Origin of the sequence: Moraxella sp. ZY210820, assembly GCF_030674635.1 — a bacterium.
Taxonomy (GTDB): domain Bacteria; phylum Pseudomonadota; class Gammaproteobacteria; order Pseudomonadales; family Moraxellaceae; genus Acinetobacter.
The window spans coordinates 1,421,976-1,440,476 of sequence record NZ_CP089978.1 but is presented as its reverse complement, the minus strand read 5'-3'; the positions used below and the strand labels follow the sequence as shown (position 1 = coordinate 1,440,476).

General features: G+C 34.2%; 16 protein-coding genes and 1 tRNA gene. 14 read left to right on the top strand and 3 right to left on the bottom strand.

Annotated elements, in window-relative coordinates; all coding sequences use genetic code 11:
* Positions 1 to 86: 86 nt before the first annotated feature.
* Positions 87 to 659, top strand: coding sequence for a ribonuclease HII (rnhB, locus tag LU301_RS07190; protein WP_305274011.1), 573 nt, complete (start codon positions 87 to 89; stop codon positions 657 to 659).
* Positions 660 to 661: 2 nt separating this feature from the next.
* Here the strand turns inward: rnhB and LU301_RS07185 are convergent, their stop codons facing one another.
* Complete coding sequence (locus tag LU301_RS07185; RefSeq protein WP_305269145.1) at positions 662 to 1,333, bottom strand: LysE family transporter; 672 nt, start codon at positions 1,331 to 1,333, stop codon at positions 662 to 664.
* Between the two features lie 63 nt (positions 1,334 to 1,396).
* A tRNA-Thr gene (locus tag LU301_RS07180) sits at positions 1,397 to 1,472 on the bottom strand.
* Positions 1,473 to 2,090: 618 nt separating this feature from the next.
* On the opposite strand from LU301_RS07180, the gene LU301_RS07175 reads away from it, so the two are divergent.
* From LU301_RS07175 to LU301_RS07150, 6 genes are all read left to right on the top strand, one after another.
* On the top strand, positions 2,091 to 3,398 hold the full coding sequence (locus LU301_RS07175) for a dicarboxylate/amino acid:cation symporter (RefSeq protein WP_305269142.1): 1,308 nt from the start codon (positions 2,091 to 2,093) through the stop codon (positions 3,396 to 3,398).
* 119 nt (positions 3,399 to 3,517) lie between these two features.
* Complete coding sequence (mfd, locus tag LU301_RS07170) at positions 3,518 to 6,979, top strand: transcription-repair coupling factor (protein WP_305269140.1); 3,462 nt, start codon at positions 3,518 to 3,520, stop codon at positions 6,977 to 6,979.
* Between the two features lie 144 nt (positions 6,980 to 7,123).
* Positions 7,124 to 7,402 (top strand): hypothetical protein, encoded by a 279-nt coding sequence (locus LU301_RS07165; RefSeq protein WP_305269138.1) that lies wholly within the window; start codon positions 7,124 to 7,126, stop codon positions 7,400 to 7,402.
* 79 nt (positions 7,403 to 7,481) lie between these two features.
* A complete protein-coding gene (gene sohB, locus LU301_RS07160) occupies positions 7,482 to 8,417 on the top strand; it encodes a protease SohB (RefSeq protein ID WP_305269135.1) in 936 nt (311 codons plus the stop codon).
* Between the two features lie 120 nt (positions 8,418 to 8,537).
* On the top strand, positions 8,538 to 9,626 hold the full coding sequence (prfA, locus tag LU301_RS07155; RefSeq protein ID WP_305269134.1) for a peptide chain release factor 1: 1,089 nt from the start codon (positions 8,538 to 8,540) through the stop codon (positions 9,624 to 9,626).
* An 80-nt stretch (positions 9,627 to 9,706) separates the two neighbouring features.
* Positions 9,707 to 10,378: a hypothetical protein gene (locus tag LU301_RS07150; protein ID WP_305269132.1), complete on the top strand. Its 672-nt coding sequence runs from the start codon at positions 9,707 to 9,709 to the stop codon at positions 10,376 to 10,378.
* A 36-nt stretch (positions 10,379 to 10,414) separates the two neighbouring features.
* Here the strand turns inward: LU301_RS07150 and LU301_RS07145 are convergent, their stop codons facing one another.
* Positions 10,415 to 11,035: an NUDIX hydrolase gene (locus LU301_RS07145; protein WP_305269129.1), complete on the bottom strand. Its 621-nt coding sequence runs from the start codon at positions 11,033 to 11,035 to the stop codon at positions 10,415 to 10,417.
* A 123-nt stretch (positions 11,036 to 11,158) separates the two neighbouring features.
* Between LU301_RS07145 and LU301_RS07140 the strand changes: the two genes are divergently transcribed.
* The 7 genes from LU301_RS07140 (at position 11,159) to LU301_RS07110 (ending at position 18,486) form a co-directional block, all read left to right on the top strand.
* A complete protein-coding gene (locus tag LU301_RS07140) occupies positions 11,159 to 11,725 on the top strand; it encodes a CoA pyrophosphatase (RefSeq protein ID WP_305269127.1) in 567 nt (188 codons plus the stop codon).
* Between the two features lie 117 nt (positions 11,726 to 11,842).
* The gene (locus LU301_RS07135; protein ID WP_305269125.1) at positions 11,843 to 12,400 is read left to right on the top strand and encodes a YggT family protein; all 558 of its coding nucleotides are present in this window, start codon (positions 11,843 to 11,845) and stop codon (positions 12,398 to 12,400) included.
* A 9-nt stretch (positions 12,401 to 12,409) separates the two neighbouring features.
* A complete protein-coding gene (uvrC, locus tag LU301_RS07130; protein WP_305269122.1) occupies positions 12,410 to 14,233 on the top strand; it encodes an excinuclease ABC subunit UvrC in 1,824 nt (607 codons plus the stop codon).
* A gap of 101 nt (positions 14,234 to 14,334) precedes the next feature.
* Positions 14,335 to 14,742 carry a hypothetical protein gene (locus LU301_RS07125; RefSeq protein ID WP_305269119.1) on the top strand — a complete coding sequence of 136 codons (408 nt, stop codon included), beginning with the start codon at positions 14,335 to 14,337 and terminating at the stop codon, positions 14,740 to 14,742.
* Positions 14,743 to 15,100: 358 nt separating this feature from the next.
* Positions 15,101 to 15,703 (top strand): CDP-diacylglycerol--glycerol-3-phosphate 3-phosphatidyltransferase, encoded by a 603-nt coding sequence (pgsA, locus tag LU301_RS07120; RefSeq protein ID WP_305269116.1) that lies wholly within the window; start codon positions 15,101 to 15,103, stop codon positions 15,701 to 15,703.
* A gap of 259 nt (positions 15,704 to 15,962) precedes the next feature.
* On the top strand, positions 15,963 to 17,132 hold the full coding sequence (locus tag LU301_RS07115; RefSeq protein WP_370692186.1) for a hypothetical protein: 1,170 nt from the start codon (positions 15,963 to 15,965) through the stop codon (positions 17,130 to 17,132).
* 319 nt (positions 17,133 to 17,451) lie between these two features.
* Positions 17,452 to 18,486, top strand: a complete 1,035-nt coding sequence (locus LU301_RS07110; RefSeq protein ID WP_305269113.1) for a ParA family protein — start codon at positions 17,452 to 17,454, stop codon at positions 18,484 to 18,486.
* The last annotated feature ends 15 nt before the right edge of the window (positions 18,487 to 18,501 follow it).

The window sequence follows — 18,501 nt, the reverse complement described above, 5'->3', positions numbered from 1 at the left end:
AAATGATTTATATTTTAGCAAAAAACTCGGAATTAAGGTAAAATAATTCCATTAAATTGATGAATTGATAATTGAGTTTTAAAATGATGTTAATTGCTGGTGTAGATGAAGCAGGGCGTGGACCATTGATTGGTTCTGTGGTGGCTGCTGCGGTGATTTTAGACCCACAAAATCCGATTGTGGGTTTGAATGATTCTAAAAAATTATCAGAGAAAAAGCGTGAGCAATTATTTGTGGAAATTCAACAAAAAGCCTTGGCATGGTCGATTGCAGAAGCAAGCCATGATGAAATTGATGAGTTGAATATTTTAAATGCCACATTGCTTGCTATGCAACGAGCGGTTGATGGCTTAAAAATGACACCAAATAAAGTGTTGATTGATGGTAATAAAATTCCTAAAACCATGACAATTGAGTGTGAAGCGGTGGTTGGTGGCGATGCGTTACACGCTGAAATTAGTGCGGCGAGTATTTTGGCAAAAGTAACCAGAGACCGTCAATTATTAGCATTGGATAAACAATATCCTCACTATGGTTTTGCTCAACATAAAGGTTATCCAACCAAAGCACATTTGCAAGCGATTGAACAATATGGTGTTTTAGTCGAACATCGCCGTAGTTATAAACCAATTAAAATCGCATTAGGTTTAGTGGATTAATCTTAAGTACTTAATCCCTTTACACCATCGACTGCTAAAAATAGGGCAAAAGCCACAAAACATAAACCTGCAATACCATCAATATAACGTTCATTTTTTTGATAAAGTGGTTGGATTTTAGGGTGTGATAATGCCCAAGCTAAAGCTAAAAACACTAAAAATGTTTCGATAATCACCACAATCGCTAAAACAGATTTAAGACTTTGTAATTCAGGTGATTTAATGGCTAAAGAAAATACACTTGCGAAATAAATTACTGCTTTAGGATTAGCTAGATTAGTCAGAAGTCCTTGTGTGAGATATTGCAAATTGCTTTGTTGTTGAATATTGGGTTCATCAATGTGCGGGTGGGGATTTTCTCCTTGTTGAGCATGGGCTAATTTTTGCGTTTGTGCATGATATGAACGAATCATGGCAATACCCATTTTTGCTAAAAATATTGCACCAAACAGCATAATAAGTGGTTGTATCCATGTAAATTGACTTAATAATAGACTGAACCCTGTTAATGTTAAAATAATCCAAATGGCAATACCAAGTGTAATGCCTGTAATAGAAAAAATCGCAGGGATTTTGCCTTTAGTCATCGCTATTTTGCTAATGAGTAAAATATCAGGGCCGGGAGTAATTTGAGCAAGAAAATGTAAAATAATAATACTAAATAAAACAGTCATAACAAAATCACTTATTTTTATGCATGAAAAAAATCCAGTTATAAAAACTGGATTTTTTAAATATGGTGCCGACAATCGGATTCGAACTGATGACCTACTGATTACAAGTCAGTTGCTCTACCAACTGAGCTATGTCGGCTTGTGATGTGTATTATAGTGTATTTTAGAGGTAATTCAAGCATTATTTTAGAAATAATTGTTTGACTGTGGATTATTTGTACAAATCGTTAAATTGATTATCTAGTTACTGTGAGTTTAGCTTAATATTTTTACAGTTTGTTGTAAAAAATATTTTCAATACTGTTAAAATCTGTTATCTTTAGTTATGATTTAAGTGTAGATAATGTTGTATGATATTGTAACTTTATTAGGCTGTTGCTTTTAATATGACATTATGTATTTGATTTTGATAATTTAAATTCTTTTTAGCATGGTACTTTTTAAATTAATCTGAGTTTGCAATGATATAATTTGTATTTAATGATGGATATATGGGTTTACTTAAGATGCTAGAGTGTACATTATGTGCTAGCATATTTTGATGTGTGTTGCACATTCTACTTAAGTCGTATTTTTTAAATCATTGAATAAATTATAATAGCACTAGCAAAAAAAGAACTCATTTTAAAAATTAGTTAAAAAGTGCTAAATGGTATAGTCGTAACTTATTTGATTTGATATTTTTCATATCCGTAAGCATAGACGAGTTGATATAGTTTACCTCGCTGTCGCATGGTAACATAAAGAAGTATTGATTATGGTTGTTAAAAAAGCTCCCTTCTATAAAGCCCTCTATTTCTGGGTGGTAGTTGCAATTATTGCTGGTATTTTACTAGGTCATTTTGCACCAAAAGTTGGTGCTTCATTAGAACCGTTGGGTAAAGCCTTTATCCAATTAGTAAAAATGATTATTGCTCCCGTTATTTTCTTAACCATTGTAACTGGTATTGCAGGCATGAACAACATGAAAACAGTTGGTCGTGTTGCTACTAAGGCAATGATTTACTTTTTAACCTTTTCAACCTTAGCCTTAATTATTGGTCTTGTGGTCGGTAATGTCATTCAACCTGGTGCAGGTATGAATATTAACCCTGAAACCATTGCTAAAGGTGCTGCAAAAGTTACCGAATATGGTGAAAAAGCTCAAAAATCAGGTGTGGTTGAGTTTTTAATGGCGATTATTCCAAATACATTGGTAAGTCCTTTGGTTGGGAATAATATCTTGCAAGTGTTGTTTGTATCAGTATTGTTTGGTTATGCACTTTCAAAAAGTGGTGAAGCTGGTCGCCCAATTACTGAATTTTTACAACAACTTGCAGAACCGATTTTTATCATTGTGAATTTGATTATGAAACTTGCTCCAATCGGTGCGTTTGGTGCGATGGCATTCACAATTGGTAAATACGGTTTAAGTTCTTTAACCAGTTTGATGACGTTGATTGCAACATTCTATATCACTTCTTTATTGTTCGTATTTATTGTGCTAGGTGCAGTGGCGAAATATAATGGATTTTCTATTTTTAAAATGATTCGTTATATCAAAGAAGAATTATGGTTAGTGTTAGGGACAAGTTCATCAGAAGCAGCTTTACCTACTTTAATGAAAAAAATGGAAAAAGCTGGTTGTGAAAAGTCAGTGGTGGGTTTGGTAATTCCTACAGGTTATTCGTTTAACCTTGATGGTACTAACATTTATATGACAATGGCTGCATTATTTATTGCACAGGCTTATGGCATTGACTTGACATTATTTGAACAAATTACCTTATTATTAGTTGCGATGGTGAGTTCGAAAGGTGCGGCGGGTGTTACAGGTGCAGGCTTTATTACTTTAGCGGCAACTATTCAAATGGTACCTAGTATTCCACTTGAAGGTATGGCATTGATTTTAGGGATTGACCGCTTTATGTCAGAATGTCGTGCTTTAACTAACTTAGTAGGTAATGCGTGTGCGACAATTGTTGTGGCTCGTTGGGAAGATGCTTTAGATAAGGAACAGTTAGATAAAGCATTTGCAGGGCAGTTAGATGATAATCTACCACCGCCAGTTGCACCAGCTACTTAATTGATAGTTTGCGAAAATCTATAAATAGAGTGGTGAGTGCCACTCTATTTTTGTGATCTATATTTATCTTGCTATAAATTATGTTAGTATATCGTATCTTTATCTAGTTTATATTTTGTATGAAAAGTATACAGCAAGTTTTACAATATTTGAATTTAAATAAGCTAAAAGCTGGCGAACGCCGTTGGTTGGGAAATATTCAAGGCTCTATTGGTAGTTTATTATATAGTAAAATCACTCATCAACATTTGCTTGTGATGATTGCTCGTAATTCAACCCATTTGCAACAATTAGAAGACGAATTACAATTTTATGGCATAACGCCATACGTTTTTCCAGATTGGGAAACTTTACCATATGACCGTTTATCACCCCATCAAGATATTATTTCTGAACGTTTGCAATTATTGATGAATATTCCATCTACAGGGATTGTTCTCATTTCTGCCAATACCTTGATGCAACGTGTTTGTCCACCATCATGGTTACTCGGACAGCATTTTAATATTAAAAAAGGACAAGCATTTAACGTAACACAAATGCGTGAACAACTGATTCAAGCGGGTTATCATGCCGTTGATACGGTTTATGAACATGGCGAATTTGCCGTGCGTGGTAGTTTGATGGATATTTTTGCATCAGGGCAAAATTTTCCTATTCGCATTGATTTATTTGATGATACGGTAGAAAGTTTGCGTTATTTTGACCCTGAAAGCCAACGCACGACTGAAAAAATTGATGAATTTATCGTTTTACCTGCCAAAGAATTTCCATTGATTGAAGGTCGTAGCACATTCCGTGAGCGTTATGCCCAATGTTTTCCGACCACAAATGCCAAACGTCATAGCATTTATCAAGATGTGATGGACGGTATTGCCAGTCAAGGGATTGAATATTATTTACCTTTATTTTTTGATGAACAACAATTTAAACAAAGCTGTTTCCTAGATTATATTCCGCTGGATAGTTTATTGATTACCCCACAGCATTTAGAACAGGAATTTGACCAACATTGGGCAGAAATTACACGGCGTTATGATGACCGTTGTCATGATAGTCAATTTCCGATTTTAGCACCAGAACAGCTATTTATTCAAAAAAATGATATTTTCCAACGTTTTAATCAACACCCACGTTTGATTGTGAATGTAGAATGTGTTGATGAACAGCAAGCAGGTGCATATAATTTAACCGCATCAATACCGCCAACTTTAACGGTTAATCCACGAGATGAACGTCCATTTTCTGCCTTGCAAGATTTTGTCAGCCGTGCGAAACAACCAATTTTATTGGTGACAGAAAGTGCAGGTCGCCGTGAAAGTTTAAAAGATAGCCTAAAACTTGCCAATTTAGCTACTGTTGCCAATTTCCAAGAATTTTTACAAGCAGGCATTCCATTAGCGATTACTGGAGCTCCTTTGCAACGTGGTTTGTATCTTGAAGGTGAGTTGTGTGTCATCACCGAAACTCAACTCTACGAACAACGCATTATCCAACAACAACGCCGTAGAAAATCACAAAAAGATGTTTCCGAAGAATTTTTAATCCGCAGTTTAACCGAATTGTCGATAGGTTCACCTGTAGTGCATATTGATTATGGCGTAGGACGTTATGCAGGGTTAATTACCCTTGAAATCGATGAGCAAGAGCATGAATTTTTACAGCTTAATTATGCCGATGATGCCAAAGTCTATGTACCTGTCAATAATTTGCATTTGATTAGCCGTTTTAGTGGTACTGACCCAGATTTAGCCCCACTGCACAAATTAGGTACAGATGCTTGGAGTAAAGCCAAACGTAAAGCCTTAGAAAAAATTTATGATGTAGCAGCAGAATTATTGCACACGCACGCACGCCGTCAAGCACAATCAGGTTTTGCTTTTGATATCGATTGGACAGCTTATCATCAATTTGTACAATCATTCGCCTATGAAGAAACGCCTGACCAAGCCAATGCGATTATGGCGACCTTGCAAGATATGCAATATGCTCGCCCAATGGATAGATTAGTGTGTGGCGATGTTGGTTTTGGAAAAACTGAAGTGGCTATGCGTGCGAGTTTTATCGCCAGTCAAAATGGTAAACAAGTGGCGATTTTAGTACCAACGACATTATTGGCAGAACAACATTATGAAAATTTTAAAGATAGATTTGCCAATACTGCGATTCGTGTAGAAGTGCTTTCTCGTTTTGGTACCAGTAAAAAACATCAACAAGTGATTGCTGATATTGCTGATGGTAAGGTAGATATTATCATTGGTACGCATAAAATTTTACAATCGAGCGTACAATTTAAAGATTTGGGCTTAATGATTATTGATGAAGAACATCGTTTTGGTGTACGAGATAAAGAACGGATTAAAGCCATGCGAGCCAATATCGATATGCTGACCATGACCGCAACACCAATTCCACGCACGCTCAATATGGCATTTGCAGGAATGCGTGATTTATCGATTATTGCCACACCGCCTGCGAGACGTTTAGCAGTAAAAACATTTGTGCAAGAACACACTGATGCAACCATTAAAGAAGCGATTTTACGTGAATTGTTACGTGGTGGACAAGTGTATTTTTTGCATAATGATGTGGATACGATTGAACGTTGTGCTGAAAATATTCGCTTATTATTGCCTGAAGCTCGAGTGGCTGTGGCTCATGGGCAAATGCGTGAGCGTGAACTTGAAAACGTCATGCAACAATTTTATCATAAACAATACAATGTGTTAGTATGTTCAACCATTGTAGAAACAGGGATTGATGTACCGAATGCCAATACTATCATTATTGAACGAGCGGATAAATTTGGCTTAGCACAGCTACATCAACTGCGTGGACGTGTGGGACGTTCACATCATCAAGCCTATGCGTATTTGCTTGTGCCATCGATTAAACATCTGAAAGGCGATGCGGAAAAACGCCTCGATGCTATTATGCGTGCCAATACGCTAGGTGCAGGTTTTATGCTTGCCAGTGAGGATTTAGAAATTCGTGGTGCAGGTGATTTATTGGGCGAACAACAAAGCGGAAGTATGCAAGCCATCGGTTATAGTTTGTACATGGAAATGTTGGAAAAAGCCACCACTGCCATTCAAAAAGGTAAACAGCCGAATTTTGATGCCCCACTCTCTTTAACGGCTGATATTAACTTGCATTTGCCTGCGTTAATCCCTGATGATTATTTGGGCGATGTTCATCAACGTTTAGTGTTTTATAAACGCATTAGCCATGCAATCAATGTGGAAAAATTGGAGAATATCCGCCTAGAATTGATTGACCGTTTTGGTAGTTTACCAACTGCGGTAAAAAATTTATTTACACTTCATCAATTACGCTTAAAAGCGGAACAACTTGGGATTGCCAAAATTGATGTCAGTAAAATGGGCGGTTATATTGACTTTTTACCTGATACGCCTGTGCAAGCCATCAGTGTCATTCAATTACTGCAAAAATATCCAACGCACTACAAAATGGAAGGCGGGCAACGTTTACGCATCACTGTCGATGTTCGAGAAAATGAACAACGAATTGAATGTGTAAGTAAAGTATTGGATTATTTTTTAGGTACGATAACATCATAACGCATTGAGCTATGGTCAAAAAATCATAAGGTATTTATCTATAGTTTACCTTATTTTATTGTGTGTTTAGCGTTAAATATATGGGCAGAATATGTACAAACTGCAATGATTGATTTACTTAGATTGTATATTCAAGAGGTAAAAATGAATACGATTTATTTACTACAGGGCGATTATGCACAAACCCAAGCGACATTACGACAATTAAGTGGTTTATTAACCGAACATGATGCTGTAATGTTGTTTGGTGAAGCAATTTTGGCATGGTTAGATCTGGATATACGCTTTAAACAACCGATTTATATTTTAGATGAAGAGTATATTTATGTGCAAAAATTAGACAATTTATCTTTAAAAATGATTAGTTTTGATGAATTGGCTGATTTGATTTTAGCTTATCAACAATGTGTACGTTTACAGTAAAAATGTAACAAGTCTTGCAATTTGTGCATAAAGCCTTATTATATTTGCCAGTGATATTTTATATTTTAGAGATAATTTTATGTTATTACACATGACTAAACAACCGACAGAAATTCATATCAGTCATTTAAATGAAGCGGTTAATCATCATCGTAAGACTTTGTTACAACGTTTAGGGGTTAAACCTGAACTGGGGCAAATGTTGCAAAAATTTACTGATAAGAAAAAGAAAAAACAAGATAGTCGTATTTTTGTGATTGATTTTAAAGGTGATATAAAAGCATCAGCAGTTGAGCATTTACGTGAAGAAATTACGCTGATTTTAGCAACAGCAAATACTGAACAAGATAAAGTTGTTGTACGTTTAGAAAGTCCTGGGGGATTAGTCTATGGCTATGGTTTAGCGGCTGCTCAATTATTACGTTTGCGTGAAGCTGGTATGAATGTAACTATTTGTGTGGATAAAGTGGCAGCAAGTGGTGGTTATATGATGGCGTGTATTGCACATCAGATTATTTCTGCACCGTTTGCGGTTTTGGGCTCGATTGGTGTTGTGGCACAAATTCCGAATTTTAATCGTTTATTAAAAGAGCATAAAGTTGATTTTGAACAATTTACTGCAGGTGAATATAAACGCACCGTAACCATGTTTGGTGAAAATACGGAAGATGATAAACGTAAATTTGAGCAAGAGTTACAGCAAACACATGAATTATTTAAGCATTTTGTAGAAAAATATCGTCCGCAATTGAATATTAGCCAAGTTGCAACAGGAGAGCATTGGTATGGACAAGATGCATTGGATTTAAATTTAGTGGATAAATTAGCAACATCTGATGAATATTTACTCAACTTGATGCAAGAGCATGATGTGTATTTATTACATACACGTGGTAAGCCGACATTAGGCGAAAAATTAGGTTTACAGGCTGCACAAATTAGTGATAAAGTTGTGCCAAGTATTTTAAATCAGGTAACTGAGTTTTGGCATAAATCGAATTTGAATCGTTTTTAAGATAGCAATTTATTCATCAAAATAAAATATCTGTTTAGTCAGTGATTAAACAGATATTTTTTCTGCTAGGCATTTTATTTCATGTTACAATAACGCTTTTAAAATTTTGAGAAGATTACAATGAAAGATTCCTTACGTTTACGCCTTGACCAACTTTGCGACCGCCATGAAGAATTGACAGCATTATTGGCTGATGGGGAAGTCATTGCTGATAATAATAAGTTTAGAAAATTATCACGTGAACATAATGATTTACAAGAAATTGTTGATGTATGGACGCAATATAATCAAGCTGAACAAGATATTATAACAGCTGAGGAAATGCTGTCTGACCCTGATTTTAAAGAAATGGCTCAAGAAGAAATTAAGGCTAATAAAGCTTTATTGCTTGAGTTGGAAGATAAACTGAATATTTTAATGATTCCTAAAGACCCAAATGATGCAAATTCTGCTTATTTGGAAATTCGTGCAGGAACAGGCGGAGATGAAGCAGCAATTTTTTCTGGCGATTTATTTCGTATGTATAAAAAATATGCAGAAACACAAAGCTGGCGAGTGGAAGTTTTATCGGAAAATGAAGGTGAACATGGTGGCTATAAAGAAATCATCTGCCGTGTGGAAGGTGAGGGTGTCTATGGGCGTTTAAAATTTGAAAGTGGTGCTCATCGTGTACAACGTGTACCTGCAACCGAAAGCCAAGGACGTGTACATACATCAGCGTGTACAGTTGCAATTTTACCTGAAATTGATACTGATACTACGGTGGATATTAATCCTGCGGATTTACGCATTGATACTTATCGTGCGTCTGGTGCAGGTGGTCAGCATATTAACAAAACTGACTCTGCGGTGCGTATCACACATATTCCAACTGGTGTGGTAGTGGAATGCCAAGAAGAACGTTCGCAACATAAAAATAAAGCTAAGGCGATGGCATTATTAGTTTCTCGTCTTGAAAATGCTAAACGTCAAGCTCAACAAACAGCAACATCAGAATTACGCCGTGATTTAGTCGGTTCTGGCGACCGTTCAGAACGTATTCGTACCTATAATTATCCGCAAGGGCGTATGACTGACCATCGCATTAATTTAACATTGTACAAATTAGAAGCGGTGATGGAAGGCGATTTAACAGAATTATTAGATAGTTTACATCGTGAATATCAAGCTGACCAGTTAGCATTATTGGCTCAGGAAAATGGTGGTTAAATTTACATGATTATATCATCATATATTGACAATAAAATAGCCATTCTTTAGTATGATAGCGATTAATTTTAGGATTTAAGATGACCATGAAAAAAGCTAAACCGACTGAAAAAAATGCTCCTGAAATGAATTATACATCTTATCAGGAAAATCCTGCGTTACAGCATTTGAAACCGAGTCATTCTTTAGCAAAATTATTGCTTAAACATATTAATGCTCAAAATTTAACACTGACAGATGTGGTAACTCGCTTAGAATATCAACGTATTCATGAAGAAAAAGCCTTAGTCCGTTTACAAGCTGTTTTAAATAGTGAATCTTTAGGGTTATATGACCAACCGCAAGATGTAAAATACAGTCGTAGTGAATTTTTATACGCAATTTTTAAAGTATTAGATATTGATGAAGCTTTATATTTAAATCATTTGCAAAAAATCATTAAATCAGTTGAATATCGTGTAGATAGTATTAGCTATGATTTTAGTGCAAATATTGTTTATAAAGAACGTTTTTCACGTCTTATGTTACGAAGTTTAGAGCAACGTTTTTCACATATTCCTGTGCCAGCGTATTTTTATCAACTCAAACAAGCTGATAAAAATGAATGGATTTTAAATGTAGTTCACCAGCATTATCGTCAATATAAAGATAAATTACCATATGGTGGGCGTATTGTGAATTATTTACTTTATTCTGATGGTCGTTTAGAAGCTGAATTTGAATGTCCAAATTTAGAACGTACGGAGTATTAATGGGTTTTGGGGCGGATATTTTCGCCCTAAATCGATTTAAAATTTATCCAATAAATGATAATTCTTAGCTTGTCTAGGATTATAAGTTGATGGACTTAATTGTTGGTAAAATTGTTGTGATAATTCAGGAGTAATCGTTTCTAAATGAAATGGAAATGTACCATGCTGACGGTCATTAAAATAATGGCGTAAAGTTTGAGCAATCGTTAAAAATGCTAAATCTTGCCATGGGATTTCATGTTCATAAAATAAACGACATTCTAAACTTTCATCGCCTACACCAAAAGTTGCATTTTTTAAGGTGCTTTTAAACATCATATATACATGACCAACATGGGGAATATCATAAGTGCAGTATAAATGTTCAATATCAATCTCAGCTTGAGCTTCTTCCCAACATTCACGCATAGCACCTTGTTCTAATGTTTCGCCAATTTCCATATAACCTGCAGGTAAAGTCCAACGTCCATAACTTGGCTCAATTGCTCGGCGACAGAGTAGTACTTGCTCTTGGTAGGTTACTAATGCACCTGCGACAATTTTAGGATTTTGATAATGAATAAAACCACATTTTGTGCAAATATCACGCAACTGATGGTCTAATTCAGGGATACTTTTATGGGTTGGATTTCCACATTTTTGGCAATAATGAACCATAATTAAATTACAAATAATAGTGTTGATTTTTAAGTTAGCATAACTTAATTTTTATAAAAAGGCTAGTATTCGGAACTAAAATCAGTTATTTTATAAGTCGAAATGATAGTTAAGGTTGCACCAATGTCATCATTACAACTTTTACAACAACGTTTATTTTTTAATGCTTATCAAACTTATGCTGATGCAGCGGTCTTGGTTGCTATTAGCTATGAATCTGAACCACGTTTGCTTTTAACTAAGCGAGCGAGTCATTTACATCAACACGCTGGCGAAGTGTCATTTGCAGGAGGGAAGCGTGAACTTGATGATAAAGATGATATTGATGTTGCGTTACGAGAAAGTCAAGAAGAAATTGGTTTAGAAATTACACAAGTACAAATTTTGGGTGAATTGCCGACACAGCAATCAAAATATGGTTTAAGTGTGCAACCAATTGTGGCATTTATCCCAGCAAATAGTCAATTTGTCGCACAGCCTGATGAAATTGAACGCATTTTTTGGGTGAAAATTGATGATTTCTTAACAGCAGAAATTATGCCTTATCAAATCACATATCAAAATCAACAAATTAGAGTGCCGAGTTTTCAGCTTGAAAATGAAGTGATTTGGGGATTAACCGCACGAATTATTGTTGATTTACTCAATCAAGTCTTTGATTATAATAAAACATGGAAAATGTTGATGTAAATGCATTAAATGATTGATTTATTTAGTATGATGGATTGGATTACTTTGTCATCTGTATGAATATTCTGTATAATACATGACAGATAGGCTGAAAGTAAAGTTTTGATGAGTTGATGTATGTTACCTATTTTTACTATTGTGATTAATTTTGCACTTTTTTTGGTGTTTTTCCGTTTTTTAACACAACTTGCACAAATTGACCGTTTTAATCCTGTGATTATCGCACTCAATAAAGCAACTTTAGTGATTGATTTATTAAGTAAATCTATTCCTACGGTGGCAAAAGGACGTGTTAATTTAGCGTGTATTGTGGTTTTAGTGATTTTATATTTGGTAAAAATTGCAGGTATTGCACAATTATCAGGCGAGCCGATTTATAATCCATTGCATTTAGTGGTTTTAACTTTTGTAACAATGATACAAAATCTCATTACCTTTTGTCGATATTTAATTTTTGGTGCGATTATTGGTAGTTTGATTATGGCATTTACACAAAATTCATCGCCATTTTTCCAAGTTTTGGATGAATTAGCTGAGCCAATTTTAGCACCATTTCGTAAAATTATGCCAAATATGGGTATGTTTGATTTATCGCCAATGTTAGCAATTTTAGTGTTAATTTTAGCTGAAAATATTATGGAAATGGTGGCAAAAGTTTTATTAGCAGGTTTTTGATTATAAAAAATGATGAATGAACTATCAGTACATTTAAAACAAATTTTAGCCAATTTGCCAAAATCCGCAGGTGTCTATAAAATGCTTGCGGAAAATGGTGATTTACTCTATGTCGGTAAGGCGAAAAATTTAAAAAATCGTGTATCTAGTTATTTTGTTAAAACCATTGAACATCCTAAAACACAGGCTTTAGTCAGTCGTATTGCAGATATTGAATTATTATTAACTCGTTCAGAAACTGAAGCATTATTATTAGAACAAAATTTAATTAAACATCATCGTCCGCCTTACAATATTATGTTGCGTGATGATAAATCTTATTTATATATTTTTATTTCTGCCGATGCACCTTATCCTCGTATTGCCAGTGGGCGTGGTAAGGGTAAACATCAAGTGGGGAAATTTTTTGGACCTTATCCATCGGCACAAAAAGTTAAAGAAACCTTATTATTACTACAAAAATTATTTTATGTGCGTCAATGTGAAAATAGTTATTTTAAACAACGTAAAAGACCTTGTTTACAATATCAAATTAAACGTTGTTCTGCACCGTGTGTGGGTTTAATTTCTGCTGAAGATTATGCACAAGATATTCAACATTCTAAAGATTTTTTACAGGGAAATATGCAAAGCATTCAACAAGATTTAATTGCAAAAATGGAATATTCTGCCGAGCAATTAGATTTTGAACAAGCGGTATTTTATCGAGATAGATTGGCGACTTTAAGAGATATTCAAGCTCAACAAGCCGTATATAAAATGAAAGGTGAAGCAGATATTTTTGCGATTGCTTATCAAGCTGGTGTAATTTGTGTACAGATTTTATTTGTACGATATGGACAAATGTTAGGCGGACAACATTATTTTCCAGATGTGCCAATCTTATTAAATGATGATGGTGTACCAGATTTAATGCAGATTTTAACAGATTTTATTATTCATTTTTATTTTCAAGTGAATGATGATATTCCAAGTGAAATTATTATTCCTTTTGCATTGGATAATCAAAAACAACTAACAGAGATATTGGGTGAGCAGGCAAATAAAAAAGTTGAGTTTAAATATCGTGTCAAAGAGTTTCGTGCCGATTGGCAACAATTGGCTCAAATGAATGTGGAGCAGGCAATAAAATCACAGTTGAGCCATCATCTTGAATTAAAACAACGTTTTGAAGCATTATCTGCGATTGTACAACGACCGATTGACCGTATCGAATGTTTTGATATTAGTCATACCATGGGCGAAGAAACAGTCGCATCTTGTGTGGTTTTTGACCAATCAGGAGCGAGAAAACGTGATTATCGTCAGTTTAATATTACGGATATTCAAGCAGGTGATGATTATTCTGCTATGCGTCAGGCATTAACTCGGCGTTATAAAAAGCACGGATTGCCTGATTTATTGTTGATTGATGGCGGAAAAGGGCAACTACATATTGCTGAACAAGTGATGGCGGAATTGGGCTTAAATGCCTTTATGGTTGGTGTGTCGAAAGGTGAAGGGCGAAAAGCAGGTTTAGAAAGCCTGCATTTTACCAATGGTGAACGTGTGCAACTAGCAGAAGATCATAAGGCATTGCACTTAATTCAACAGATTCGAGATGAAGCTCATCGTTTTGCCATTACCAAACATCGAGCAAAACGAGACCAAAAACGTGGACAATCGATTTTAGAAGTCATTCCTAATTTAGGGGAAAAACGTCGCCGTGATTTATTAACTCATTTTGCAGGGTTGCAAGGTGTATTATCTGCATCAAAACAAGATTTAATGCAGGTGAATGGTATTGGCGAACAGCTTGCAGATACGATTTATAAAGTGTTACATGGTGATTGATACACTTTTTCGTTGGAAAAAATGTGATATTTAACATTTTTTCGTAGGAAAAAGTGTGTTTATTCTTTAAAATGATAGTATTGACTTTAGAGTAGCTAAATATGAAAGTAATCAATACCAACGTTATTAGAGACCAATTTGCAGATTTAATTGCAATAGATGATATTATTGATTTTCTATTTGAAGAAGAGCATATTTGGCTGACTTTGCAAACGAATAAAAAGAAAAATTTTGATTATATTCAAATTCATTCTGAAACAGATATTTCAGGTCGTGAAGAGCTTGAATTTTTACAAAATCACCCTAATTCATCGTGGCTGGAACGAGCACAAAATGGAGAAAATCTTTATGTGATAGAAACTCGAAAATATGATGAAAATGGTGATTTTAAGCATTATCGAGCTTTTATTCCTGATGCTGAAGTAATTAAATCTTACTTTGAGAAATTTTTTAATGATGAAGCATATTCACTAGAAAATTGGTTTGATGTGACTGAAGAGTTTAAGTAGTTCAAAAAATGGTTGTGGTCTAGAAAGTATGCTGACTATACTATTCATGAAAAATAATAACTTTGTAAATCAATATGTTACATAAATTTTTATGAGATTAAATATGAATAGCATACTTTTCCAACCACTACCCAAAAAATGATAGTTAGCGGATATGAATATACTTAATTTATTTTTAATTAACATTTTTTAACATTAAAAGTATTTTAGTATCTTTTTTAGCTGTTTTATGAGGTTGAAAAGGATTGTATTTCTGATATTTGGCACCATTCAATCATCAAAAGTTTTTTATAAATATACGTCTAATACAAAAGTATGATATAATTCGCACAATTTGATTAACATAGTTCCGTTTAGCATGACGACAGGTCGTATTCTCAACATTCCCAATATTTTGACGTTGGCACGCATTGCACTGATTCCAGTCTTTGTGCTTGTGGCGTATATTTCGCCTAATGATTGGACATATTCTGCAGAAACGTTGGAAGATACAGGTTTATTGTTACGCAATGTAATTTTGGCATTTATCTTTGTATTAGCTGCAGTTACGGACTGGTTCGATGGTTATTTGGCTCGTACGCTTAATCAGACTTCAGCATTTGGTCGTTTTTTAGACCCTGTGGCAGATAAATTGATGGTCGCTACGGCATTGGTAATTTTGGTACAACAACATCCTAATGTCTCTATGGCATTTGCAGCGATTGTAATTATTTCTCGTGAGATTACTGTATCAGCATTACGAGAATGGATGGCAGAATTGGGGGCGAGAGCCAGCGTTGCAGTTTCAACCATTGGTAAATATAAAACTGCTTTTCAAATGATTGCGATTAGCGTGTTTTTATTACAATGGCAACCTGTGATGATGATTGCTTATATTTTGCTCTATATTGCGGTGATTTTAACCTTATGGTCAATGTTTATTTATCTTAAAGCGGCATGGCCTTATTTAAAACAACCTTGATATTTTGGGGAGAGTGAAAAAATTTTTCCTTTATCTAAGAAATGATAAAAAAGATTTTACAAAATAATGAAATGTTGCAGAGTAATAATATGAGTGATTTAACTTATTGATTTTATTAAATTATTCTTAAACACTAAAATTAATAATTCATTAAAAATCAATATCTTATCATATTTCATATAATTAGTTTGTTAAAAGTCGAAAAATTGACATCTTATTCAAAAAATTTGTTAGAATAACCATTATTTTTTTATGATTGATGATAATTATGATCTACTATATTTCAGAGCAAAAATTGTATACGTTTAATGGCACATCGACACAGGAAATTCCGTGCCAAGCCATTGAACAATATAAGAAAAATTTAAAAGAAATCCATCAACGTAAAGAATGGAAATCTCGTGGTACAGGTGCATCATTTATGGGATTGACCCAAGACTATGAGGTTAATTTAGAGGGTATTTTTCCAACAGATATGGTGGTGCTTGATGGACAAAAAGTAATTTATAGTGCCAATTTACAAGGAGGTAATGCTATTCAAAACAAGGCGATTGATGATTTAAGCCAAGCAGAAGGTTTAGTCTTACGCAATACAGAATATCAAGTTTATGATATGGCGTATGATAAACATCGTCATCGTTTGGCATTATCAGTAGATGGGCAAGGGCATTTAGAACGTTATTTAAGCATTTTACCAATAGATGGCAATCGTATACAAACCATTACGGAGGGCGAATGCCGAGATAGTAATCCATGTTTTGACCCTAAACACGCTGATATTTTATATTATGATAGTTGTGGTTTGGCTTATACACATGATGATATTGTAGAAAGTCCACGTGTGATTAATCGTTTGAATTTGAGTACGGGTGATTTGGAAACCATCTTAACTGATGATAAATATGACTTTTTTAAACCTTATATCGACCAAAATGGGAATTTATATGTGATTCGCCGTCCATATCAAGGGAGAAATTTAGCATCTTCGCCAATGACGACATTCAAAGATATTATTTTTGCACCTGTTAAATTATTAAAAGCAATGTTTGGTTGGTTAGACTTTTTTACTCAACGTTATAGTGGTGAAACTTTAAAAACATCTGGAGCAAATCCAGCCAAAGTCAAACAACAATCGGAAGAGGAAAGATTTATTGAAGGTAATTTGCTAAAAGTTCATCAAAATCGACAAAAGTCTCAGCAAGATGGTGATAAATTTATTGGCGTAATTCCAAAAAGTTGGGAATTGGTAAAATATACACCATCTGGGGAAATGTCTATTTTGAAAAAAGGCGTGATGGCATTTGCCATTGATGGCGAAAATATCATCTATTCTAATGGTCAATATATCATCAAACAGCAGGCTGATAGTTCAGAACAAATGTTGGTTGAAGCAAAATGGGTAAGTAAAATTCGTATTCCTTCACTTTGAATAGAATATCTCCTTATTCTTAACTCATAGTAAGTTATTGATTTTATGTGTGTTGAATGATTATTTTTTCGTACAAAATTCAATATTTTAAATTATATCAATATATTATATATTATGATTTTAAATTGAGAATAGAGTTATTGTTGATTTTGTTCACACTCAACAGCAACCTGCATATTATGTTGATTTGATGACTAAAGTTGAATATTCTCAATGCCATGATAAATAATTTGGTATTCATCATCTGATAAATTGGCAGATATAGAGTTGTATATTTGTATGTGCTATAATGAGCGTGATAGAGTTGGAGATGATTGATATGAGTAACAAAAAATATGCTGTGTGGAACAACAAAGGTGGTGTAGGTAAAACCTTTTTAACTTATAATCTTGCGATTGAGTATGCATCTACTCATCCAAACGAAAATGTTGTGGTGATTGATGCTTGTCCTCAAGCCAATGTTTCAGAAATTATTTTGGGGGGAAATGGGACTGGTGAAAATAATCTGAATAAGTTTGTGGATAGTAATAAAACGATTGCTGGATATATTAAAGAGAGATTTAGACGTTCTCCTTTAAATAAACTTGGAACAGAAACGAATTATTTTGTGAAAGCATATTCCGTGAATGATAAAATGCCTAAGAATTTATATCTGTTATCTGGGGATATAGACTTAGATTTATGTTCACGAATTATTAGTCATATCGCGAGTTCACCGATTAAAGGGGCTTGGAAAGCTAGCCGTTCTTTACTCATTGATTTAATTGAATCTTTTGAACTTAACCCAGAAGAAATCAATAAGCCAGCAACATTTTTTATTGATTGTAATCCGAGTTTAGCTAACTATACAGAATTAGCATTATTAGCTGCTAATCGCTTAATTATTCCTTGTACGGCTGATGCTGCATCTATTCGGGGTATGCGAAATTTGGTGAAATTGATTTATGGTATAAACTTGGGAAAAACGGATTTAACCGATGATTTTTTAGGTTTTCATCAAGAAGCAACAACATATCAATTTGAATTACCAAAATTGCATCTTTTTATACAAAATCGTTCGAGAACTTTAGACAGAGAAGCGACAACAGCTTATACTGCACATTCCGAAGAAATTGCAAGATTGGTTAAAGAATTAAAAAGTAAACATTCACCAATTTTTACCGATTTTTCAGATGAAGTGATTAAACACGTCAAAGATGGTAATACATTAGCTGCAATTATCAATCATGAAGGTTGTCCTCTTCATGAAGTTAAATCGAGAAAATACTCCATTTATGGCAAAGAAACTCAGGCAAATCAAGAGCAAATAAAAACATTGCTTGATAATATCGAAAATGTGATAAAAGATTTATAAAGATATGTTGTTTTC